At 42.7% G+C, this 22,439-nt stretch carries 25 protein-coding genes; 15 read left to right on the plus strand and 10 right to left on the minus strand.

All coding sequences use genetic code 11. The features are described from left to right. Nucleotides 1-138 precede the first annotated feature (138 nt). Genes K1X66_01225 through K1X66_01235 form a run of 3 tightly spaced genes read left to right on the plus strand, consistent with a single transcriptional unit; the run spans nucleotide 139 to nucleotide 2,820 of the window. A complete protein-coding gene (locus tag K1X66_01225; GenBank protein MBX7156996.1) occupies nucleotides 139-654 on the plus strand; it encodes a hypothetical protein in 516 nt (171 codons plus the stop codon). Beyond that, complete coding sequence (locus K1X66_01230) at nucleotides 651-2,321, plus strand: hypothetical protein (protein MBX7156997.1); 1,671 nt, start codon at nucleotides 651-653, stop codon at nucleotides 2,319-2,321. The genes K1X66_01225 and K1X66_01230 overlap by 4 nt, the downstream gene beginning before the upstream one ends. Nucleotides 2,322-2,328: 7 nt before the next feature. Then, nucleotides 2,329-2,820: a YdbL family protein gene (locus tag K1X66_01235; GenBank protein ID MBX7156998.1), complete on the plus strand. Its 492-nt coding sequence runs from the start codon at nucleotides 2,329-2,331 to the stop codon at nucleotides 2,818-2,820. Here the strand turns inward: K1X66_01235 and crcB are convergent. Together crcB and K1X66_01245 are read right to left on the minus strand one after the other, a co-directional pair. Then, complete coding sequence (crcB, locus tag K1X66_01240) at nucleotides 2,803-3,192, minus strand: fluoride efflux transporter CrcB (protein ID MBX7156999.1); 390 nt, start codon at nucleotides 3,190-3,192, stop codon at nucleotides 2,803-2,805. The two genes, K1X66_01235 and crcB, sit on opposite strands and share 18 nt — an antisense overlap. A gap of 7 nt (nucleotides 3,193-3,199) precedes the next feature. Beyond that, complete coding sequence (locus K1X66_01245) at nucleotides 3,200-4,705, minus strand: DegQ family serine endoprotease (protein MBX7157000.1); 1,506 nt, start codon at nucleotides 4,703-4,705, stop codon at nucleotides 3,200-3,202. Between the two features lie 142 nt (nucleotides 4,706-4,847). Between K1X66_01245 and aroC the strand changes: the two genes are divergently transcribed. Then, complete coding sequence (gene aroC, locus K1X66_01250) at nucleotides 4,848-5,933, plus strand: chorismate synthase (protein ID MBX7157001.1); 1,086 nt, start codon at nucleotides 4,848-4,850, stop codon at nucleotides 5,931-5,933. 55 nt (nucleotides 5,934-5,988) lie between these two features. Beyond that, the gene (locus K1X66_01255) at nucleotides 5,989-6,444 is read left to right on the plus strand and encodes a hypothetical protein (protein ID MBX7157002.1); all 456 of its coding nucleotides are present in this window, start codon (nucleotides 5,989-5,991) and stop codon (nucleotides 6,442-6,444) included. Nucleotides 6,445-6,463: 19 nt separating this feature from the next. Here K1X66_01255 and K1X66_01260 read toward each other — a convergent pair whose 3' ends face one another. The 6 genes from K1X66_01260 to rfaE2 all read right to left on the minus strand — a co-directional run bounded on the left by K1X66_01260 (nucleotide 6,464) and on the right by rfaE2 (nucleotide 9,457). After that, complete coding sequence (locus K1X66_01260; GenBank protein MBX7157003.1) at nucleotides 6,464-6,988, minus strand: hypothetical protein; 525 nt, start codon at nucleotides 6,986-6,988, stop codon at nucleotides 6,464-6,466. Nucleotides 6,989-6,999: 11 nt separating this feature from the next. Next, nucleotides 7,000-7,767, minus strand: a complete 768-nt coding sequence (locus tag K1X66_01265) for a hypothetical protein (protein MBX7157004.1) — start codon at nucleotides 7,765-7,767, stop codon at nucleotides 7,000-7,002. After that, nucleotides 7,767-8,057, minus strand: coding sequence for a hypothetical protein (locus K1X66_01270; protein ID MBX7157005.1), 291 nt, complete (start codon nucleotides 8,055-8,057; stop codon nucleotides 7,767-7,769). Before K1X66_01270 ends, K1X66_01265 begins: the two co-directional genes overlap by 1 nt. Nucleotides 8,058-8,071: 14 nt before the next feature. Beyond that, a complete protein-coding gene (locus K1X66_01275) occupies nucleotides 8,072-8,320 on the minus strand; it encodes a hypothetical protein (protein ID MBX7157006.1) in 249 nt (82 codons plus the stop codon). Between the two features lie 85 nt (nucleotides 8,321-8,405). Continuing rightward, nucleotides 8,406-8,975: a phosphoribosylglycinamide formyltransferase gene (gene purN / locus K1X66_01280; protein ID MBX7157007.1), complete on the minus strand. Its 570-nt coding sequence runs from the start codon at nucleotides 8,973-8,975 to the stop codon at nucleotides 8,406-8,408. Beyond that, on the minus strand, nucleotides 8,972-9,457 hold the full coding sequence (gene rfaE2, locus K1X66_01285; GenBank protein MBX7157008.1) for a D-glycero-beta-D-manno-heptose 1-phosphate adenylyltransferase: 486 nt from the start codon (nucleotides 9,455-9,457) through the stop codon (nucleotides 8,972-8,974). The genes purN and rfaE2 overlap by 4 nt, the downstream gene beginning before the upstream one ends. Before the next feature lie 66 nt (nucleotides 9,458-9,523). On the opposite strand from rfaE2, the gene K1X66_01290 reads away from it, so the two are divergent. From K1X66_01290 to K1X66_01300, 3 genes are read left to right on the plus strand one after another with little or no spacing between them, the layout of a single operon-like run. Then, the gene (locus K1X66_01290; GenBank protein MBX7157009.1) at nucleotides 9,524-11,011 is read left to right on the plus strand and encodes a glycosyltransferase; all 1,488 of its coding nucleotides are present in this window, start codon (nucleotides 9,524-9,526) and stop codon (nucleotides 11,009-11,011) included. 4 nt (nucleotides 11,012-11,015) lie between these two features. Next, nucleotides 11,016-12,239, plus strand: coding sequence for an argininosuccinate synthase (locus tag K1X66_01295; GenBank protein ID MBX7157010.1), 1,224 nt, complete (start codon nucleotides 11,016-11,018; stop codon nucleotides 12,237-12,239). 25 nt (nucleotides 12,240-12,264) lie between these two features. Continuing rightward, nucleotides 12,265-13,635 (plus strand): FAD-binding protein, encoded by a 1,371-nt coding sequence (locus tag K1X66_01300; GenBank protein ID MBX7157011.1) that lies wholly within the window; start codon nucleotides 12,265-12,267, stop codon nucleotides 13,633-13,635. Here K1X66_01300 and K1X66_01305 read toward each other — a convergent pair. After that, a complete protein-coding gene (locus K1X66_01305) occupies nucleotides 13,632-14,675 on the minus strand; it encodes an Mrp/NBP35 family ATP-binding protein (protein MBX7157012.1) in 1,044 nt (347 codons plus the stop codon). The genes K1X66_01300 and K1X66_01305 overlap by 4 nt on opposite strands. Nucleotides 14,676-14,751: 76 nt before the next feature. Here K1X66_01305 and K1X66_01310 point away from each other — a divergent pair, with 76 nt between their 5' ends. Genes K1X66_01310 through K1X66_01325 form a run of 4 tightly spaced genes read left to right on the plus strand, consistent with a single transcriptional unit; the run spans nucleotide 14,752 to nucleotide 18,080 of the window. Then, on the plus strand, nucleotides 14,752-15,387 hold the full coding sequence (locus K1X66_01310; GenBank protein MBX7157013.1) for a DNA/pantothenate metabolism flavoprotein domain protein: 636 nt from the start codon (nucleotides 14,752-14,754) through the stop codon (nucleotides 15,385-15,387). Between the two features lie 36 nt (nucleotides 15,388-15,423). Then, nucleotides 15,424-16,035: a TetR/AcrR family transcriptional regulator gene (locus tag K1X66_01315; GenBank protein MBX7157014.1), complete on the plus strand. Its 612-nt coding sequence runs from the start codon at nucleotides 15,424-15,426 to the stop codon at nucleotides 16,033-16,035. 59 nt (nucleotides 16,036-16,094) lie between these two features. Next, nucleotides 16,095-17,048 carry a glycosyltransferase family 2 protein gene (locus tag K1X66_01320; GenBank protein MBX7157015.1) on the plus strand — a complete coding sequence of 318 codons (954 nt, stop codon included), beginning with the start codon at nucleotides 16,095-16,097 and terminating at the stop codon, nucleotides 17,046-17,048. Between the two features lie 3 nt (nucleotides 17,049-17,051). After that, entirely contained in the window at nucleotides 17,052-18,080 is a 1,029-nt protein-coding gene (locus K1X66_01325) for a glycosyltransferase family 9 protein (GenBank protein ID MBX7157016.1), read from the plus strand. Here K1X66_01325 and K1X66_01330 read toward each other — a convergent pair. Beyond that, the gene (locus tag K1X66_01330) at nucleotides 18,065-18,943 is read right to left on the minus strand and encodes a deoxyribonuclease IV (GenBank protein MBX7157017.1); all 879 of its coding nucleotides are present in this window, start codon (nucleotides 18,941-18,943) and stop codon (nucleotides 18,065-18,067) included. The two genes, K1X66_01325 and K1X66_01330, sit on opposite strands and share 16 nt — an antisense overlap. 65 nt (nucleotides 18,944-19,008) lie before the next feature. On the opposite strand from K1X66_01330, the gene K1X66_01335 reads away from it, so the two are divergent. From K1X66_01335 to K1X66_01345, 3 genes are all read left to right on the plus strand, one after another. After that, on the plus strand, nucleotides 19,009-19,980 hold the full coding sequence (locus K1X66_01335) for a KpsF/GutQ family sugar-phosphate isomerase (protein ID MBX7157018.1): 972 nt from the start codon (nucleotides 19,009-19,011) through the stop codon (nucleotides 19,978-19,980). Nucleotides 19,981-20,003: 23 nt separating this feature from the next. Continuing rightward, entirely contained in the window at nucleotides 20,004-20,564 is a 561-nt protein-coding gene (gene efp, locus K1X66_01340; GenBank protein ID MBX7157019.1) for an elongation factor P, read from the plus strand. A 325-nt stretch (nucleotides 20,565-20,889) separates the two neighbouring features. Further along, nucleotides 20,890-22,437, plus strand: coding sequence for a 2-isopropylmalate synthase (locus K1X66_01345; GenBank protein ID MBX7157020.1), 1,548 nt, complete (start codon nucleotides 20,890-20,892; stop codon nucleotides 22,435-22,437). Nucleotides 22,438-22,439: the final 2 nt, after the last annotated feature.

Below are 22,439 nucleotides of genomic sequence, written 5' to 3' on the forward strand. Positions count from 1 at the left end.
CTTTTCCAATTCCAAGACTCGTTCTAAACTAATCTTATCATGTTTCGACTCTTTCGCAGCCTGTGCAATATAATTGGATTTCTTGTCCTGTTACTTTTTGGCCTCTATTTTTTTCGTGAATCCTTAAGCAAACATCTTTTGGAATGGAGCATCCAACACTTTACCTCCTTTTCTCTACAAATTGATCAAGTCAAGATACCAACTCAACTCCCCATTCAACTTACAGCTCAAAAACTCTTTCTTACCAACCCCATCGACTTTCCTCGACCCGAAGCCGCTACCCTTTCGCAACTCAATTTAGTAACAGCAGAAAAAATCTGGGAACAAAACCAACTCCAAATCGCTAAAATATCCATAACACTCGACGAACTCATCATCATCAAAACTCCCTCAGCAGGCATTAACATCATACGACTCACCGCGCTTCCTTCATCCTCCTTTGCCAAAAGTTTTATCGATATTCAAACCTTTGAATTCTTTTTACCAAAAATCATCTATTACGATTATACCCAATCTTCCAACCCCCAACCCATCACTTATACGTTAGATGATCAACCTCATTATTTTTATCATCTCCATCATTTTAGCGAAATCCCTTCGCACATTGCCCGTTACGCCCTGGAAAAAAGCTCGCTCAATCCCTCACTACCATGACGACTCCGGATTCTAAAAAAAATTTACCACCTAAAAAAAAGGGGAAACACACCCTCATACTTTGCACTGGATTATTGTTTATATTTTTTCTTTTTTTCATCGCTTCTCTCGCCATTTCTCCAAAAACCTGGTTGCTATTTGCGGGCAAATTTTTACCGGTCGAAATTGAAATGGGATCGGCTAGTTGGAAATCTTTAAAAACACTCGAAATTCATGATCTCAAAATCGATGATGAACTCACTGTCAAAACCGTAACTTTACAGGGAGACTTTGCCAAAATTTATCAAGGTTTTATTGAATCACTAACTCTTGACACCCCAATCTGGAAAATTTCATGGGAGGAAATTGTCCAAGATCAAAAACAAAAAGCTAAACAAGCCACTAAAGAATTTCGTCGCTCCTTAACTCGACTTAAAACTCCAACTCGCAAAAAAAAGCTTTCTTTTCCGTTATCCTTCAAAAACTTAACCATCAAACATGGTCTGATTGAGTTTGGTGGTTTAGGCCCTGGCATTCCGCCCTTACTCATTCCCTTAAATATCACACTACAAAATTTTAAATTGAATACCGATGAGGAATCATTGCAAGTAGTGGAAATTCCTAATTTTTCGCTTTATTCTCCCTTTGACCCTCAAGCCCGTATTTTTTCCTTTGAACTATTGCGCGTAGCTTTCACTCCAACCGGATTACTCAATCAACGTGTCGAAAAACTTATCTTTCTTGCTCCAGAAATTTTCATTGGTCAGGATCTTTTTTGGGTCACCAAATATTTAAGCAAACAATTTCAACGCCTACCCAAAGTCAATAGCGCAAGAAACTCCTGGTCCATTGGCGAGTTTGAAATCCGCGGCGGGGCAGTGACTATTGCTAGCCTGGGACAACCCAATTTTCGTCTTCCTCTGGTTTTCGAAGCAGAACAAACCAATCTCGTCCTAACCACCTTTTCCGATCTTCATTTGAAAAGCCGATTTCGCGTGCCCAAAGTTACTTTGGATTATCGGCATAACTATGGCTTATATGTCGAAGATTTAGAAGGAGAGTTAGAATTTGCGCTGCCTCGCAATCAAATTAACGCCAACAATATCGTTAATCGTCTTATCATTCGTCAAATTGCATGGAAAGAGCTACAAGCGAAAAATCTCTGGCTTTCTGTCACCTTCGATGAAAATGGAATTTACGGAGGATTCGGCGGCGCAGCTTACAGCGGATATCTGGACGGTCAGGCCTCTTTATTTTTTACCAATAACTTTCAGTGGACGATCTCCCTAGCTGCCACTCACATTAAACTTCTTCCCATCACCCAAACTCTTTCACCTGATAAAATTTTGATCGAAGGGGTGGCTAATGGCAAAATTGTCGCACACGGACAAAGCACCGTAGTTCACAAAACCGAAGGTGAATTCATCATGCAAGGCGCTGGCAAATTTGAAATTATAACTCTCGACGAACTCATCAAAAAACTGCCCAAAGAATGGAACCATACCAAACAGGATTTAACAAAGATTTTACTCGAAGCATTTCGTGACTATCATTATTCCAAGGGTCAAACCACATTTGCCTATGCACCACCACTTAGTTCAATTAAAATCCATTTTGATGGAAAAGAAGGCCAACGCAACTTTGATCTCAACTATCATCACCTACCCAAAGAACAATCATCCCCCTAAAAAAAATATGCCATTTATTCCATTTTATTTTTTACTTTTCCTCAGCATTTTCTTATGGGGTTGCGCGCCCAATGTGCGACTTTCCACACCAGAACCGGTCAAAATTGATGTCAATATGAAAGTGGAAGTCGTTCAAAAACCTAGCACCGCTAATGAAACCAATCTCCCACCTGTCGCAACAACACGTCGCAATCGCATGTCTGAAATTCAAAATCTAAAAGACAATCGTATTATCGGCGAAAATCAAAATGGCTACTTAACTGTGCTTAATATTCCGCCCACTTGGCAAAATCAAGAAAACTATATTCAATCACTTGTAAAAGCCGAAAATACCGATCGCCAATTTATTAACACGATGGAAAGTCGACGCACCGGCAAATCCCTGGCCTCCTTAGAAAAAGAGTCAGCACAACGTTTCCAAGCCTCTTCTTTCCCCGGAGAATGGATTCAAAATAGTGAAGGGAAATGGTTGCAAAAAGAATTAACGAAACCCAATTAATTTTCCTAAGCCCCAACCCAACCACACGCTAAACAAACACAACGTTAAACTTAAAAAAATATTAGCCAACGCGCGTTGCCATTCGCCCGTTTGTAAAAGATTTAAATTTTGCAAACTAAACGAAGAAAAAGTGGTAAAACCCCCAAAAAATCCAATCATCAAAAATTGCTGCATCTCGATGCCCAACCACAACCGTCTTTCGCTCCCAACCCAAACTGAAACCAATCCAATTAAAAATGAACCGAGCACATTAACAATTAAAGTGCCCCAAGGAAAAACCACTCCCCAATGCTTTACTGACCAAACCGAAACCAAATGTCGGCCAATACCCCCTAAAGCGCTTCCCAACCCTATCCAAAAATAAGTTGCCATATTTCGACTAGGATTCGAGATTAACCGTAATAAAAAGCATCGCCCCTTGCCGCCATACTCGCAACAACACCAATTTCTTTTCTAGATTCGAACTCAACTTGACCAAATCATTCGCACTTTTCACCGGCTTCTGGTTCAACTCCAAAATCACATCACCCCGTCGTAGTCCAGTCCCCCCTTGCGCTGCCAGAGCGTCTTCATCAATACTCATCACCACCGCGCCTTGCAAATTCACCGGCACTTGAAGCTGCCTTCTCATTTCACCATTCAAATCACCGATAACCACTCCTTCCAAAAAACCTTTTTCCGGAGTCGTGGCAGGCACATTCGCAATTGTTTCACCATCTTTTAACTCCTTCAATGCCACATCCACACTTTTCTCTTTTCCATCACTAAAAACATCAAGATTAATTTTCGTATTGGGCGCTTTCTGTCCAACAGCAAAACGAAATTGTCTAGTATCTTCTACTGGTTTCCCATCCATTTTTAAAATCACATCACCTGCCTTCAACCCCGCCTCCGCCGCGGCGCTCTGCGGTTCCACACTCGTAATGGCAACTCCTTCCTCCGAAGGAAGATTTAAGGCTTGAGCAAGATCTGGCGTAATTTCTTGAACTCCCACTCCCAAAAAACCGCGTATGACACGACCCTCCTTCAAAATCTGGCTCATCACATTTCGTGCCAGATTAATCGGCACAGCAAATCCAATACCTTGATTACCTCCTGTGCGACTCAAAATCGCGCTATTAATCCCAATCAATCGCCCCGCAGCATCCACCAAAGCGCCACCTGAATTACCCGGATTAATCGCAGCATCAGTTTGAATAAAATCTTCGTAAGTATTCACATCCAAAACGTTTCGCCTTCCTAAAGCACTCACAATTCCCATCGTCACCGTTTGTCCAATATTAAACGGATTACCAATCGCCAGCACTACATCGCCCACTTCAATCTTCTCACTATTTCCTAAATGAATCGGCACCAAATCCGGAGCATCCACCTTTAAAACCGCAATATCCGTCTTGGGATCTTTTCCTACCAATTTCGCATCCACAGTCTTTTTCACATTCGGCAAAGCAACCTGAATCTCATCCGCGCGATCTACCACATGATTATTCGTCAAAATATAACCATCTTTCGAAACAATGACTCCCGATCCCAGATTTTGCTCTTTACGAATCCTTTCTCGCGATTGCCCCCCAAAAGGATCAAAACCAAAAAACTGTTGAAAGAAAGGGTCGTTAAACGGCGAACTTTGATCCGTTTCATGAATCGTCGTCGTCGTAAAAATATTCACCACACTCTGCGACACCTTTTTCACAATCGGCGCATAACTGGTCACCATCCCTTGACCTCGATTGATTTCACCATCATCGACTTGAATGGTAGTTTGGGATTGCTCATTAGTCGCTGTGGGTTGTTTTAATTTCGACCAAAAATCAAAAGCGCTTGTGACTCCCGCAAAACTCGTGATAATAATAAAAATCCCTAAAAAACGTAATTTTTTATTCATAAGCATTTTCGCTAAATTATAATAATTCGACGCAAATACAACCATTCGATTCATCTCAATTATTGTAGGGCAAGCGCTTAGTTTGCCATCTATCATAAATGTTTTTTCTTCTTCTTCCCCTTAAAATAAGTAACATGCCTCCATGCCTGGCAATAGTTTTGGTCATCTCTTTTGCATCACTACCTGGGGCGAATCCCATGGCGGCGGTGTAGGCGTTGTCATTGATGGCTGCCCTCCAAAACTTTCCTTAACCACTGCCGATATCCAAAAAGATCTCGATCGTCGACGTCCCGGCCAAAGCAGCATCGTCACCCCACGCAAAGAGCCCGACGCCTGCGAAATTCTTTCCGGCACCTTTCGCAATAAAACTCTCGGCACCCCCATTTCCATCTGGGTCAAAAATACCGATGCGCGACCCGAAGCCTATCGCGAAATGGAAACCCTCTTTCGTCCCTCCCATGCCGATTACACTTATCAAACCAAATATGGCCTTCGCAACTGGGAAGGCGGCGGACGCTCCTCCGCACGCGAAACCATTGGACGCGTTGCCGCAGCCGCCGTAGCAAAAATTGCCCTCAAAAAAGAATTTCCCAAACTGGAAGTGCTGGCTTATGTGAAACAAATTCACACTCTGCGCGGTGAATGGGATCCGCTAAAAATTACCTTTCGCCAAATCGAAGCCAATCCCGTGCGTTGCCCAAACGAAACACTAGCAAAAAAAATGATTCGCCTCATCGAAACCGTTCGCAAACAAGGCGATTCCGTTGGCGGCATTATCGAATGCGTCATCAAAAATGCGCCCGCCGGTTTGGGTGAACCCGTGTTTGATCGCTTCGAAGCTGACCTCGCTAAAGCCATGCTGAGTCTGCCCGCAACAAAAGGATTTGAAATTGGCTCCGGCTTTTCGAGCGTTCTACTTCGCGGCTCCCAACACAACGACGCTTTCCTTATGCACCAGGGGAAAGTTCGCACCGCCACCAATCGCAGCGGCGGTGTGCAAGGCGGCATCACCAACGGCGAACCGATTATTTTTCGCATCGCTTTCAAACCTACCGCCACCATCGCATCCGCACAAAAAACCGTCAGCGTCCAACACAAAAATGCTATCCTCAAAGCACGCGGTCGCCACGATCCCTGCGTCCTTCCGCGCGCCGTTCCTATTGTTGAAGCCATGACAAATCTCATCCTCATCGACCACTGGCTCCGCTGGAAAGCGCAATGTCGATGAAGAACATCCCAATATCCCTTTTGACTTAGAATCATATCCCTTTATTTTCAATAGCATGGACGAAACTTCGATTCTTCAATTTCTCAAAGACACCTTTCAAGACATTCACATTGTCACATCAAATGGTAACCACTTTTTTTTCTACAGCCCAGACGGCACATTGCCCGAACGCGCCATGCCTTTTGCTACGCTAGTCACCAATGACGATTATGACAAAGTTTCGCTTCTGAATCGGCCCGGAGTTTTTCGTTTAAACATCGGAATTAGCAAAACAACCTATCACTCCCTACTCGGCCAACCTCCCGTTCCTCCCGGCTCGGACGATGTCACGACTACAGAACACGACTTCACTGCCTTCGATCAACTCTTACCTCATCCCATCTACGGCCATCTTTTTTGGGTTTGCATTCTCAACCCCAGCCCAACCACATTCGATCAAACCATCAAACCTCTTCTCATCGAAGCCTACGAAACTGCACTGAACAAACAAAAAAAACGCGAGATGCTTTGAATATTTAATGAGTAAAAATCTAACGAGACCATTTCAGATTTGTTTGCCACTCTAAAGAAATGGGTTCAACCTCTCCTTGGTATTTCAATTCTTCCTGATAAAAATATTTCATAACCCCATGAAAGTTTTTTTGAATGGGAATATAATTCACATACCAAGAATTATTTTCCCTCATCAATTTAAGCATCTTATCTTTCAAAACGTGATAGCCATCCGTCATACTCGCTTCTTCGTCTACGACAGGATTGCTCTTTTTATCAATCAATTTACCATTATAACCAAGCTCGTCTTTTACTATACTCTTTCCCATTCGAAGACGCTCTTTAGCTCGCTTATCATCGCAGGAATAAATAGCAAAAATATTGTCTGGCAAACGAAAAAAAGCAAAATAATGCGTGCCCGTTTCCTCCTTTCCAATCAAAGTTTTAGAATCTTCGGGTAACGACTTTACCCATTTTTCAAAATCAATCGATTGCGCCCCTGCAGCAATCAAAAATAAATTTCCCACCATCCAACTTAAAAAAATTATTTTCCATTTTTTCATTTTATTTTTCTTTATTTTGATTTTTTAACCAAACGAAACAACAAAAATCCTATCAATCCCAATCCTATAACAACTAGCGCCGATTTTAGCCAACTCACTTTCTCTTTAAGCTCTTTAGTAGCGCTATTTTCTTTAATAGTTTGATTAGTTTTTTTCGATTGAATTAAATTAGTTGCCGGGAGTGAACTGACTTTATTTGTCTCAAAACTTGTTGCCTTATTCTTTTTTGTCTGCGTTCGAATTTCGTTAACTTCTCTTACCCTTGCCTCTTGCTCTGGAAAATCTGGCAATTTCATTTCCTCTTTACTAATCGGCGCCACTAACCCATCAGCTTCTAAGGACTCAATAGCCATTAAAGTAGATAGCGACTTATTGGTAATAAAACCTTTTGTTTGTTCTTTCACAAAGTCTTCTGGGCTCATTTCCCGCATTGTTTTAATTAAAGGTTTAATAACTTCCGGCATTGATTCAATAATTGATTGATATTTTATAAAATTAGTTGTTGTTGTAGCCTCCGCCAAATCAGCTGATCTATCTAACGTTTCTGGAAGTGTGTCTAGTTTAGAAAACTCCATTTCATAATCTAGTTTAACAAGCCAAGCACTTAGATCATTTGAATTTTTATGCAGCCTTTGGTTAGCAATATACAAAGCCTCTTGTTTCTTACCTGTAAGCCATAACTCAGAAATATACTCAGAAAATTTTTTATCCTGAGCATTTAATTTGGATACAGGGCACCAAAAAATAAAAAAATAATTCAAAATCATCCACTTTTTCATTAAGGATTCTCCATTTCGGTAAAGCCTGGTGAACAGAATTCTTTATTAACATTTAATATCGCATTGTGTGGCACATAATTCGAAACAGGACTCAGATTTGGCCATATTTTTTGATTTTTTATATCAGCTTCATCAAAAATATCCTTTACCAAAGCCTGGGCAGTAGTCGCATAATTAGCGCCTTCGGCTACTGCCCAACCTGAATCCCAACTTTTGGAAGCGGCTGAATCATTAAAGGTTCCAATCACCTGTGCCATCCAAGCTAAAATTGGGTTTACACCAATTTTCATGACTTTTTACCCAGTCATGCCTCCGATACCACTTCAAATTCGGTCACTTGATCTCTCACACTTTTAATAGCTTCCTGAACTGTGTGAAATCGTGCTCTTTCACATAATTTCAAAAAAGAAGGGCTATATTTTTTTCCGGGTATTGGCTTGATACAAATTTTGCCGCGATTCAAAAACTTAACACCGCTCGCACTTGCTCCTAATAACGCTAAACTCGTTAATCCTATGAACTTTTTTCGAGTAATTGCATCGTTTAGGTTCATAATTCGCAAAAATTAACTTTCCCACATAAACCCGTCAAACAAAAATACTTAAAAAGGTTTAATATTTTATGAGTTGAATAATTTATCAGTGCGAGTAATTGATTTTTTCCCAATAAAATTGAATGGTCTTAGGATAAAGTTGATGCTCCTGTTGTCGGATGCGTTCGTATAAAATTTCCGCATTATCTTGAGGCAAAATGGCTACACGTCTTTGAGCTAAAATTGGGCCGCTATCGAGTTCTTTTGTGACGATATGCACGGTGCAACCAGTTTCTTTCTCATCACTTTGCCAGACTTGCTCCCAAGCTTTTTTACCCCGAAATTTAGGCAATAAGGAAGGGTGAATATTTAAAATGTGATTAGGAAATGTATTCACAAAATCAGCGCTTAAAACTCGCATAAAACCGGCCAAAATTACGAGATCCACTTGATGCTGTTTCAACAAAGCAATCGTCTCGGTTTCAAACTTTTCGCGATTAATAAAAAAATGGGGCACTTGAAACTGTTTCGCTTTTTGCAAAATACCCGCTTCTGCTATGTCGCTAATGACCAGCTTGATTTCCGCCTTTAATTGATTCTGTTGAACGGCGTGATAAATCGCCTCAAAATTCGATCCTTTGCCCGAACCTAAAATTCCTAAAAAAGGCCGCCTCATGCGCCCATTCGCTGAATGAGTGTTGTCGTGGAACGTCCGGGCACTAAGGGTAAAATCTTAATTTCCGCTCCAACCTGCTGCAATGCTTTCAATTCTTCCGGATCGAGGGTGTCCGGTTTGTAGTCGCCGCCCTTAGCATAAATATCAGGCGCAATCGCTCGAATGAGTTGATCGCAGCGCACTTCTTCAAAAATGGTAACCCAATCAACACACGCCAAAGCCGATAAAACTTCTGCGCGATCCTCCTGATTGTTAAGAGGTCTTTTTTCGCCTTTCAAAGCTTTAACCGAACTATCGCTATTGAGACCTATCCACAATATATCACCTAAAGCCTTGGCTTGCTGTAAGTAACGCACATGACCAACGTGTAGTAGATCAAAACAACCATTAGTCATGACAACCCGCTGCTTTTTGGCTCGGCACTGGTTTCTGAATGATTCAATTTCCTCAAAAGGCACTAATTTTAGGTTTCTCGCTTGCATTGGTTTTACTCTTGACCATTTTAACTTAACTCGCAACATCAACTTTTTTAAAAATTCATTTTAAGTATGATCGATCTTTTCTGGCTCGTCAGCTATTTAATTGTTACCATTGGCCTAGCACTTTTTGGGCTTCACCGCTATTTCATGCTTTTTTTATATTATAAAAATCGTCATAAAGCCCAAAACCCCTTGTCTCATTTCGACGACCTACCCATCGTAACTGTTCAAATTCCCGTTTACAATGAAATGTATGTGGTGGAACGACTCATTCAATCCGTTGCCAAACTCAATTATCCCAAAGAAAAGCTCGAAATTCAGGTTTTAGACGATTCCACAGACGAAAGTCGGGATATTGCTGCCGAACAGATTAAATTAATTCAAGCAGAAGGGTTTGACATCAAACATATAGTCCGAACCAATCGCAAAGGGTTCAAGGCAGGCGCCCTCGCTCTTGGCTTGCAACAAGCGCGTGGCGAATTTCTTGCCATTTTTGATGCTGATTTCATGCCCACCCCCAACCTTCTCCAGGAAACGATTCACTTTTTTACTAATCCTAACATTGGCATGATCCAAACGCGTTGGGGACATCTCAATCGCCACTATTCCTTGCTCACGCGCATCCAAGCCCTGTTTCTAGATGGTCATTTACTCATCGAACAAACTGCCCGCAACATGTCCGGACGCTTTTTTAATTTTAACGGAACCGCGGGCATCTGGCGCAAAAGCTGTATCGAAGCCGCCGGCGGTTGGCAACACGACACGCTTACCGAAGATTTAGATTTGAGTTATCGCGCGCAAATGAAAGGATGGAAATTCATTTTTCTTCCCCACCTCATCACTCCCGCTGAGTTGCCAGTAGAAATGAACGCTTTCAAAAGCCAGCAACATCGCTGGGCCAAGGGCAGCGTGCAAACCTGCAAAAAACTTTTACCCAAAATTTGGCGCGGTAATTTCCCCTTTCGCATCAAACTCGAAGCCACCCTGCATTTAACCAGCAATTTCGCTTACCTTTTGCTTTTTGCTATGTGTCTTCTCATTAACCCTTCACTCGCTCCCACCAAAGCTTTGAACTGGAGCGAAATGCTTTATATGCATATCCCCATTTTCTCTTTTGCCTCGCTTTCCGTTATTATCTTTTATCTTTGCGCTCTCAAAGAACTTCATAAAGAGTGGTGGCGCGAGTTGTGGTGCGTCCCTTTTCTCATCGCTACCGGCATCGGTATGTCCGTGAACAACGCCAAGGCAGTATTAGAAGCCATTTTCAATTATCAAACCGGTTTTGCGCGCACTCCTAAATACGGCATCCAAAAACCGAAAGAAAAATGGCAAAAGAAAAAATATCTCGCTTTCAAAAACTTCTTGCCCTTAGTCGAAATTTTTATGGCGCTTTATTTTGGACAATTCATCGTGCGCGCTCTGAAAAATGAAGCTTATCTGGGTGTTTTTATGCCCTCACTTTTCTTTTTTGGTTTTCTTTATGTCGCTTTGCTATCTCTCTTCCAGCATCGCCATTTCCAATTTTTGACCTTTTCGAATCGCGAATCGACTACTTAAATTCATGAAAATTGTTTTAGCTTATTCTGGGGGACTTGACACCTCGGTCATTTTAACCTGGCTTAAAGAAAAATATCAGGCCGAAATCATCGCCTTTTGCGCCAACATCGGACAAGAAGAAGAGCTCGACGGCCTGGAAGCAAAAGCGCTGCAAACCGGCGCCTCAAAATGTTATATCAGTGATTTACAAGAAGAGTTTGCCCAGGATTTTATTTTTCCCATGCTTCAAGCTGGAGCGATTTATGAGAATCAATATTTCTTAGGCACCAGCATCGCACGACCGCTCATCGCAAAAAAAATGATCGAAATCGCTCGAAAAGAAGGCGCCAGCCACATTGCCCACGGCGCTACAGGTAAGGGCAACGATCAAGTTCGCTTTGAATTAACTGTGGCAGCGCTCGCGCCCGAACTTGAAGTCATCGCTCCTTGGCGAGATCAAACGTTTCGTGAAACTTTTCCAGGTCGAACCGAAATGATTGCTTATGCGGCAAAACATAAAATTAACGTAGAGGCCAGCGCTAAAAAACCTTACTCCATGGATCGCAACCTGCTTCACATCTCTTATGAAGCAGGAATCTTGGAGGATCCATGGCTCGACGCCTCCACACCCGACCATCGAGCCATGTATAAACTTTCCGTTTCACCCGAAGACGCACCCGACCAACCGGAATATGTTGAGTTGGAATTCGAGCAAGGCAATTGCATTGCAGTAAATGGTAAAAAATTATCACCCCTCCAAGTCATGAAAACTCTTAACCAACTCGGCGGCAAACATGGCATCGGTCGCGTTGATTTGGTGGAAAATCGATTTGTCGGGATGAAATCGCGCGGCATTTATGAAACTCCAGGCGGCGCTATTCTCCATTTTGCACATCGACAACTCGAAACATTAACCATGGATCGCGAAGTCATGCATTTGCGCGATAGCTTGATTCCTAAATATAGTGAACTGGTTTATTACGGTTTCTGGTTTTCCCCAGAACGAGACTTTTTGCAAGCAGCCGTCACCGAATCCCAAAAAAATGTAACTGGCACCGTGCGCCTCAAACTTTATAAAGGAAACTTAATCACCGCCGGACGCAAATCGCCTTTTTCGCTTTATAATCCGCATATTGCCACGATGGAAGAAGATCCCACGCAAGCCTACAATCAAGATGACGCCACCGGCTTCATTCGATTAAACGGACTGCGCTTAAAAGTGGCTTCTCAAATTCGTCGCGCAAAATAATAAAACCGCTTACGCTAAGTAAATGATGGCGACGTGGTTAAAAATATTAATTCAAAAATTGGGAAAATCGCGCGTTTCGATTGATCCCAAAATTCTTGAAATTCACGCAAAAGACGCCTGGTTCGCTTCGCATCAACCCGAAGCCGTCGTGTTTGCCGATTCCACAGCCACCATTAGCAAAACATTACAATTTGCGAACCGATACAAAATTCCTGTCACCGCACGCGGCGCTGGACGCGGTTATGTGGGCGGCTGCGTGCCTCAAAGAGGCGGCATTGTGCTTTCACTAGCGCGCATGAAACGCATTAAAGAACTCCACGTTGAAGATGGCATTGCTGTGGTTGAACCTGGCGTCATTACGGGCGATTTGCAAGAAGCCGCAAAAAAGAGAGGTCTCTTTTATCCACCCGATCCTGCCAGTTTAAAAGAATGCACTCTAGGCGGAAATGTCGCAACCAATGCGGGTGGTCCACGCTGTTTAAAATATGGTGTTACTCGACATTACATATTAGGCCTAACCATCGTTTTAGCTGATGGTTCTGTTGTAAAAGTGGGCAGTCGCACCATGAAAAACAAAAGTGGCTTCGATCTCGTCGGCCTTTTTGTGGGAAGCGAAGGCATGTTAGGCATCGTTTCGGAAATAACTGTCCGACTCTTGCCACTCCCCACCCATCGCGGCGCACTTTCCGCAAGCTTTACCACGGCACAACATGCCGCCAAAGCTGTGCAAACGATTTTGCAAAAAGGCATTTTACCTTCCGCATTGGAAATTGCTGATCGTTTTACTTTGGAAGCTGCACGCAGCCATTTAGGAAAAAATAAACTCATTCCTCCTGGTAAAGCACATCTTCTCATCGAAGTGGACGGCAATCGAGCCAGTGTGCAAAATGATTTAAAACGATTAACACAAATAGTAAAACAATGCCGAGCACTACAGATTATTACGGCAGAAACCCAACAAGAATGCGAAAAACTTTGGGAATTGCGTCGACAATTCTCACAGTCACTCAAAGCGACCGGTCTTACCAAACTGAACGAAGATATCGCTATTCCAAGAAGTCGTTTGATCGATTTATTTGCTTTTGCCGAGAAATTGCATCGTCGCTACCAAATCCCAGTCGCCTGTTTTGGTCACGCTGGTGATGGCAATATTCATGTTAATCTCATGGTTGATTTATCAACCCGTGGTATTTCTAAAAAAATGAATCAAGCGCTGGATGGACTGTTCCATCAGACTCTCGCGTGGAACGGTGTTATCACAGGTGAACATGGCATCGGCCTTGCCAAAAAACGGTGGTGGCCCAAAGCGGCTTCTCGCGAATTACGCATACTTCATGCTAAAATTAAAAAAGCAATGGATCCTTATAATTTATTAAATCCGGGCAAGTTTGCTTAATTTAAAAAAGAAGCTATTTGTTTTGCGGCTTCTCGAAACACCTGGCTAACCCGTATGTCGGGATAACGCAGCACAATGGGTTTACCTTCATCTCCAGCTTCTCGCGTTGCCATATCAATAGGAATTTGCGCCAACAAGGGAACCCCCAGTTTTTCTGCTTCCGCCTTACCTCCTCCACTCCCAAAAATATCGTAACGTTTGCCATCACTGGGACACAAAAAATAACTCATATTTTCGATTAGTCCGAGAATCTTGACATTCACTTTGCCAAACATGCCAACCGCTTTTCGTGCATCAATGAGCGCTACTTCTTGTGGTGTAGTGACAATAACAGCGCCTGTTAACACTACATTTTGCACAACCGTCAGTTGAATATCGCCTGTGCCTGGTGGCAAATCCAAAATCAAAACATCCAAATCGCCCCAAATAACTCCACGCAAAAATTGCTGAGTAAAACGTGTTACCATAGGGCCGCGTAAAACCGCCGGGGCGGAAGCATCGACTAAAAACCCCATGCTCATTAATTTTAACCCGTAACGCTCAATAGGAACAATCTTTTCATCTTCGGTAGCTTGCGGATTTTCTGTTGTGCCAAACATTAATGCCATACTGGGGCCATACATATCGCAATCACAAAGGCCCGTTTTCAAATTCATTTGTTCAAAGGCACACGCCAGATTAGCAGCAACTGTGGATTTCCCCACTCCTCCTTTTCCACTAGCAACGGCAATAATATGTTTCACGCCAGGAATAGAAAACTGAGAATCGCTAGGGGACGTTTTTGCCGGTGTTGCAACCGCTTGGCGATGAATATGAATATCAAAACGTTCAATTTCTCGAATATCTTCTAAAACTGCCTGAATATCGTTTCGCAACTTATCCACCACCGCCTCTTCATTCGTTGAGAGGGACAAAGTAATGATAGCAACCCCTTTTTCGATCTGAACCGATTGAACTAACCCAAAGGAAACGATATCCCGGCTAAATCCCGGATATTTAACCTGTTTAAGTTTTGCTTGAATGATTTCTTCCAAAGCCATAAATGACAAAGTCGAAAATTAGCTTATTTTTTATCATGTGCAATGACACTTTTCCATTTTAGCAAAATTAACTCCCATGAAATTTATTGTTACCTGTGGTCCCAGTTATGAACCGATTGATGAAGTGCGGTTAATCACCAATTTTTCAACTTCCCAATTAGGCACCGAACTTACCAATTTTTTAAGAGCAAAAGGAGATGATGTGATTTGTTTAAAAGGTTTGGGCAGCACTTATTTTGGAAATAACGCCGCCACCCAACTCATTTCTTTTTCCACTTCCGACAATCTTGCAAGTCAGCTACAAAGAATCGCTAAAGATAGTGAGATCAACGCAGTTTTTCATGCAGCTGGAGTGAGTGACTACCAGGTCGTCGGCGTTTACTCTTCCGCAGGCAACTCCATCGCGACAAAAAAAATCACCACCTCTGAAGAAGAAATTATCATGCATCTCAAACCAACCACGAAAATCATTCGCTCTTTGCGTGAATGGTTTCCTAAAGCGGTATTGGTAGGTTGGAAATATGAAGTAGAAGGCGATCAACAATCGGCCTTGGCCAAAGGTCGCGAACAAATTCTTACTGCCTCTACGGATGCCTGTGTTGTTAATGGCCCTCTTTTTGGATCAGGATTTGCGTTGTGCCAAAAAGATAAAGACCCTGCCTTTTTTTCTGAACGACCCGATCTCTTTGAAGAGCTTTATCGTCTGGTTTGATTTGACGCTTCACCTAAATCGCGCTAAACTAAGGTAATGTCGAACTTAGTTATAGGAAAGCATTATCCGACGCGAGAAAAAATCGTCGAGATTGCCTGCATTTTGATGCGTAAAAAAGGGTTTCATGCGACCACTTTGGACGATATCTTAAAAGAATTAGGCATGAGCAAAGGCTCTTTCTTTTATTACTTTAAATCGAAGGAAGCTTTAGGCTACGCAGTGATTGAACGTTTTCGCGAACGTCTTATGAATTTTACCGATTTGTCTTTGGGTCAGGTTAATAAATCGCCCATGGAACGACTCAATTTACACTTCGAAAATCTTATTAATGATTTTAGTCAACACCAATGCCCTACCGGTTGTCCCTTCGGCATGTTGGCTCAGGAGTTAAGTGAAAGACATCCCGGATTTCGCTTGAGATTAGCCGAGATCTTCGATGAATTCAGTGGTCTTTGGCAAAAACTTTTAGAGGAAGCCAAAGCCATGGGTGAACTTTATGAGGCTGTGGATTGTAAAGCGCTTGCCGATTTCATAGTTGGTGACTTGCAAGGAGCACTTCTTTTGATGAAAACCACTCAAGACGTAAATCGCTTAAAACGTCACCTCTTTCACACACGCGATTATCTCACTTCACTACGGGCTTATTAATTTTTTGATCCATTAAATTTGCTGGATGCCAACCCGTAGTTCAGTAACATATCACCTTCATGACTCATTTTCCCACTTTGAGCATCGTAGCGCCGATTTATAATGAAAGCGGCAATCTCGCGCCTTTGATCCAAGAAATCGAAATCGCACTGCAAAGTTATCCTGCCACATGGGAAATCATCTTAGTCGACGATGGCAGCACCGATGAATCGCGAAAAGAAATACAACACATTACTAAAACTTCACCGCGTCTCAAACCACTATTTTTAAAACGCAATTTTGGTCAAACCGCCGCACTCTCAGCCGGCATCGATATCAGCACAGGGGAAGTCATTGTCACGATGGACGCCGATCGCCAAAATGATCCCGCTGACATCATGTCATTACTCAACAAAATGGCGGAAGGTTATGATGTTGTCAGCGGTTGGCGAAAAGCGCGTCAAGACCACTTTTTAACTCGCACCTTACCTTCTCGCATAGCCAATAAATTAATCTCCTTTTTTACCGGCGTGCCACTGCACGATTATGGTTGCTCCTTAAAAGCCTACACTCGAGAAACCATCTCCAGTTTTCGATTATACGGAGAAATGCACCGCTTTTTGCCAGCACTTTGCACATGGCGAGGGGCCAAAGTTGCTGAAATTCCGGTTAACCATCGGCCTCGCACGCAAGGGGTTTCCAAATATGGTTTAAATCGCACTTTTCGCGTTCTACTTGACCTGCTTACCGTAAAATTTCTTTTAGAATATTCCACTAAACCCATGCGCGTCTTTGGCACAGCCGGCTTTTGTTTCACCGGTCTTGGAATAGCCATTAGCCTTTATCTCTCCGGATTAAAATTGATTGCCCATGAAAATATTGGTCAACGCCCGCTTTTATTTTTAGGCATTTTACTTATCATCGTGGGCCTTCAACTCATTATGCTAGGGCTAATCAGTGAATTGCTCGTTCGCATTTATTACGAAAGCCAAAATAAAACCGTTTACCAGATCGACCATTCAACCCAACGTTAGCGCGTGAAACCTAAAAAAATTTTAGTGTTATGCCTCCGCTATTTAGGCGACACCCTTTTAACCCGACCTGTTTTGCGTGCGCTTTCTCTTCAATTTCCCCAAACCCAGATTGATATTCTCATTCCACAAGGAACCGAAGTTGCTTTAGAACATTTTCCTTATTCGTTTCAAATTTTAAAATGGCCTCGATCTCAATCTGCGGCGCTTCCCGTTCTTTTTCACATTTTTCGTCAACATTACGATTGGACGATTGATCTTACCGGTAATGATCGCACCGCGCTTTTGACCTTACTTTCCCATGCCAAACATCGAATCAGCTACGAAAAGAAAAAGCCGCGCTGGCAACGATGGCGCAGCCAACTTTACAACATTCGCATCTCTCACGAAAAAAAGAAACCGCACATTTTATATCAACACCAAAAACTCCTCGAAACATGCGATGTTCCATTCCAAGGCATATCTCTAGAACTCAAAGCAAGCCAAAAAGCTCAAGACACCATTTCATCACTCTTAGCGCTTTATTCTGATAAAAAAATATTGCTAGCCCATCTGACCTCGCGCGATATGCAAAAAAGCCTTCCCATTTCTCTGGTTCGCGAAGTTCTAATCCATTTATTAAAGCAAAATTGCGCAATCATTTTTACACATGGCACAACACTTCAAGAAAAAGATTATGTCACCCAATGCATGCAAGATTTTCCAACGACCCATCTCAAAATGATGCCAATACTAAGGTGGGATGAGCTAATTGCTCTCGTCTCGAAAAGTAACGCTTATTGGGGTGTTGACACCGCTCCGACTCATCTCGCCTCGGATCTACAAAAACCTATGCTCGTCCATTACGGCCCTTCCAATGCCCCACAATGGCATCCTTTAAATCCTCAGGCCGATATCATAGTTTCCTCTTGTAACTGTTTAAAAACAAAACAAAAACTGTGTCCTGAAAGCGTGAGCGGCAAATGTTTTAACGCATTATCCTCTACTTCTATCGCGTCCATTCTTAGTAAAAAACTATTTTACTTCAACAACTGATAAAGCCGCCGAAGATTTTCACGATCCTCATGCATATCCTCACTTTTAGGAGTCTCTAAAACCTTAGGAATAGTAAAAAAACGTTTATCATTCAATAACCATCGAAACGTAGACAACCCAATCTTTCCTTTGCCAATATGCTCATGCCTATCCACTCGCGAACCCAAAGCTGTCTTGGAATCGTTCAAATGAAAAGCTGCAACCTGTTTCAAACCGATTAACTGATCCAATCGCGAAACCGTTTTCTGATAGCCTTTTTCCTTATGAATTTCATAACCCGCAGCAAAAAGGTGCGCGGTATCAACACAAACACAAAACCGTTTTGACTGTTTTACCTTCTCTAAAATAGAAGCCAAATGCTCCAACTCATGCCCAATTGAAGTTCCCTGACCCGCAGTGGTTTCCAAAGCAATGCACGTTTTCGCATGCGATGTCTTCTCAACCGCCTCATCCAAGGCTTTAACAACTCGCCGAATTCCTTCTTCCACTCCTGCTCCCAAATGAGCGCCAGGATGCAATACCAAAAAGGGTAGTTGCAATTGATCGGCCCGCTGCAACTCTTCAATAAGAGCGCGAATCGATTTCTTTCTCACGTCACCCTCAGGCGCTGCGGGATTAATGAGATAACCGCTATGCGCAAAAATACATTGCAACTCTTTTCGGCGAGGATGCTCTAGAAAAGGACGACACATTTCTTTTTTCAAAGGAGGAGCAAACCACTGGCGATTACTTTTTACAAAAATCTGCATCACGCCGCACCCCACCGATAAAGCTCGATCAATTGCCAAATCAAAGCCGCCTGCTATAGAAACATGAGCGCCTAAATTGGAAATAATTTTAGAATGCCTCCCTACTTTTAACATAATTGACGTTTGTATTACATCCATTGACGTAGTAACACAATTCGATAAGCTATTCTCCTTATTTCATGGACTATCTTAAAAAAGCGCGTGCGGTAATTGATCTAGAAATTTCCGCATTGAACGATTTGAAAAAACGTTTGGGCATTTCTTTTAGCAACACGGTTAAGCAAATGCTTCAAAGTTTACAAAAGGGCAATAAAATCATTGCTACCGGCATTGGTAAATCAGGACATATTGCAGAAAAAATTGCTGCTACATTAACCAGCACCGGCGCGCCTTGCATCTATTTGAATTGTGTGAACGCTTTGCATGGCGACTTAGGAATCCTTTCAGAAGGAGACACGCTTCTTATTTTCAGTTATAGCGGTGAAACACAGGAAGTCTTGCAAGCTCTGCCGGCGCTTGCTCGACATCGCATTCAAATGATCGCTGTCACGGGCAACGCTAAATCGACGCTAGCCCGCAGCGCGCACATTCATTTAGACGTAAAAGTAAAACGCGAAGCTTGCCCTTTGAATTTAGCGCCCACCTCCAGCACCACAGCGATGCTCGTTTTAGGAGATGCTTTAGCCATGGTCTTATTGGAGGCTCGCGGATTTAAAAAAGAAGATTTTGCAAAATTTCATCCAGGTGGAACTATTGGAAAAAATTTATTACTCCGTGTCTCGGACGTCATGCGACCGCCTGATCAAATGGCGTTGGTTCCAGAAACTGCAACAGTCATGCAAGCCTTGGCAGCCACAACAAAAGCTCGCGCGGGCGCAGCAATTGTGATCGATTCTCGAGGTAAATTGGCCGGCATTTTTACCCAAGGCGATTTTGCGCGCCACTATCAAACTAACGCGCAAATTGGTCGAGAAAAAATTAAAAAAGTCATGACATCAAACCCGCTTACTGTCGATAAAGACAAGCTGGCGGTGGAAGCTTTAAAAATTTTTGAAAAACATAATATTGACGATTTAGTCGTCATCGACCACAAAAGTAACCCTGTCGGTCTTGTCGATGCGCAAGACTTGGCTAAACATAAATTAGTATAATCGAAAAAGAAGAAAGAAATCCTATGGCAGTTAACGCAAACGACCTTCGTAAAGGCATGGCAATTAAACATAACAATGACACCTGTGTGGTGTTGGAAGTTTCCCATCGCACTCCAGGCAATCTTCGCGCTTTTGTGCAAGCGACTTTACGCAGTGTGAATACAGGCAAATCGCTCGTGCAACGTTTCGGTAGCACAGAAAAAGTCGAAGAAGTTATGTTGAACCGAAGCAAATTAGAATTCAGTTACAAAGATCAAAATGGTTATCATTTTATCGATCCGCAAACCTATGATACTCACACGTTACAGGAAGATTTAATCAGCGAGGCCAAAGATTACCTCGTGGAAAATTTGAGTATTGAAGTGCTTTTTATTGAAGACAAAGCCGTCTCTTTAGAATTACCCTCAAGCGTGGTTTTAAAAGTGACCGAATCACCAGAAGGCATTCGAGGTGATTCTGCCAATAACGTCATGAAAACAGCCACCATGGAAACAGGTCTTCAAGTCCAAGTTCCTCTTTTCATCAAGGAAGGTGAATCACTCAAGATCGACACACGCACCGGCGCCTATATGAGTCGAGCTTAAACTTTGAAGAAAAGTGATCAACGGTGACTAGAAATGCTAACTTGGACGAAGAAATAAGAGAAAAACCCACCGCGCCAAAAATGAAATGGATCTAGTTTTTCTTCGAGCTCTACTTAAAAAAGAGCAAAAAAATAATAAAATTGACGGACAAAATTAAGCCTGTTAAATTATTATATTATGGTTAATTTTCCTGCCATCTTAAGTGAAAAAGCGCTGCTACTACTGAGCAACGTGATGGCGGGGTGTTAATCTGAAAAGAAGAATTTTTGGTTTAACCCCACTGGTAAGTGGGGTTTTTTTATGGAAAAAATGAGAAAGAAAAGTTATGAGCGAAAAAGTTAGAATTTTTGATACCACCTTGCGCGATGGCGAGCAATGCCCAGGCGCAAGCATGAATAACCGTGAAAAAATGGAAGTAGCGCGACAACTCGAGCGCTTGGGAGTTGACATCATTGAAGCGGGTTTTCCAGTCATTAGCGATGGGGATTTCGCTTCAGTTTCTCAAATTGCTAAAGAAATTCGCACTCCTATTATCGCGGGATTGGCTCGTTGCGTTCCTAAAGACATCGACGCTGCGGGTGCTGCCTTAAAAGCGGCGGGAAAACGCGCGCGCATTCATGTGTTTCTTGGCACTTCCAAGATTCATCGCGAATTTAAATTTGGCAAGGCGCAAAACGAAATTTTGCGTTTAGCTGTGGAAGGCGTGAAACGCGCGCGCACTTATGTTAAAGATATTGAATTTTCACCAGAAGACGCCTCTCGAACGGAATTGGATTTTCTCGTGAAAATTGTGGAGGCTGCCATTTCTGCAGGTGCTACGACAATTAATATGCCAGACACCGTGGGTTATTCCACGCCAGAAGCTTACGCACACATGTTTCGCTATGTTATAGAAAATGCCAAAGGCGCAAAAAATGCTATTTTCAGCACGCATTGTCACAATGACTTAGGGTTAGCGGTCGCCAATTCTTTAGCCGCCGTGCAAGCAGGAGCGCGCCAAGTGGAGTGCACCCTTAACGGAATTGGCGAACGCGCCGGTAACGCAGCTTTGGAAGAAGTAGTCATGGCGATCAAAACGCGCCCGGATATTTATCAAGATGTCAAAACCAACATTCGCACTCGAGAAATTGTGAAATCGTCTCGTTTGGTTTCGCGCATGTGCAGCTTTTTGGTTCAACGCAATAAAGCTATCGTAGGCGAAAATGCTTTCGCACATAGTGCTGGAATTCATCAAGACGGTATTTTGAAAAAACGGGAAACGTATGAAATTATGGATCCTCACGACGTGGGGTGGGGTGATACAGAGTTGCCTTTGACCAAACACAGCGGTCGTCATGCCATGGTAATACGATTAAAACATTTAGGCTACCAACTCACAGAAAAAGAAATTGATGCGGTATTTGTGCGTTTCAAAGAAATCGGCGATCGCAAGAAATTTGTTTACGACGATGATTTGGCTGCATTGATTGACGATCAAGTTTTAGAAACGCACGAAACCTACGCTTTAGACTACTTGAACGTCACGACAGGCAATAAAACTATAGCTACTGCTACCGTGCGATTAAAAACGGGCAATGAAATTAAACAGGATGCAAGCACTGGCGATGGTCCTGTTGATGCGGCTTTAAAAACAATCGACCGCATCACAGGTAAACGTGGCGCATTAAAAGATTATCAGTTGCGCGCAGTCACCGGAGGCAAAGATGCTGTTGGTGAAGTCACCGTTAAAATTGATTTTGGTAATCACGAGCTTATCACGGGCAAAGGTGCGAGTACTGATGTAATCGAAGCCAGTGTTCGCGCTTATTTAAATGCGGTCAATCGCGTGCTCACCCAAAAAATGATAAAGAAGAAAAGGGCTAAAGGCCCTTAAGC

The sequence above is a fragment of the Verrucomicrobiia bacterium genome, from assembly GCA_019694135.1.
Taxonomy (GTDB): domain Bacteria; phylum Verrucomicrobiota; class Verrucomicrobiia; order JADLBR01; family JAIBCM01; genus JAIBCM01.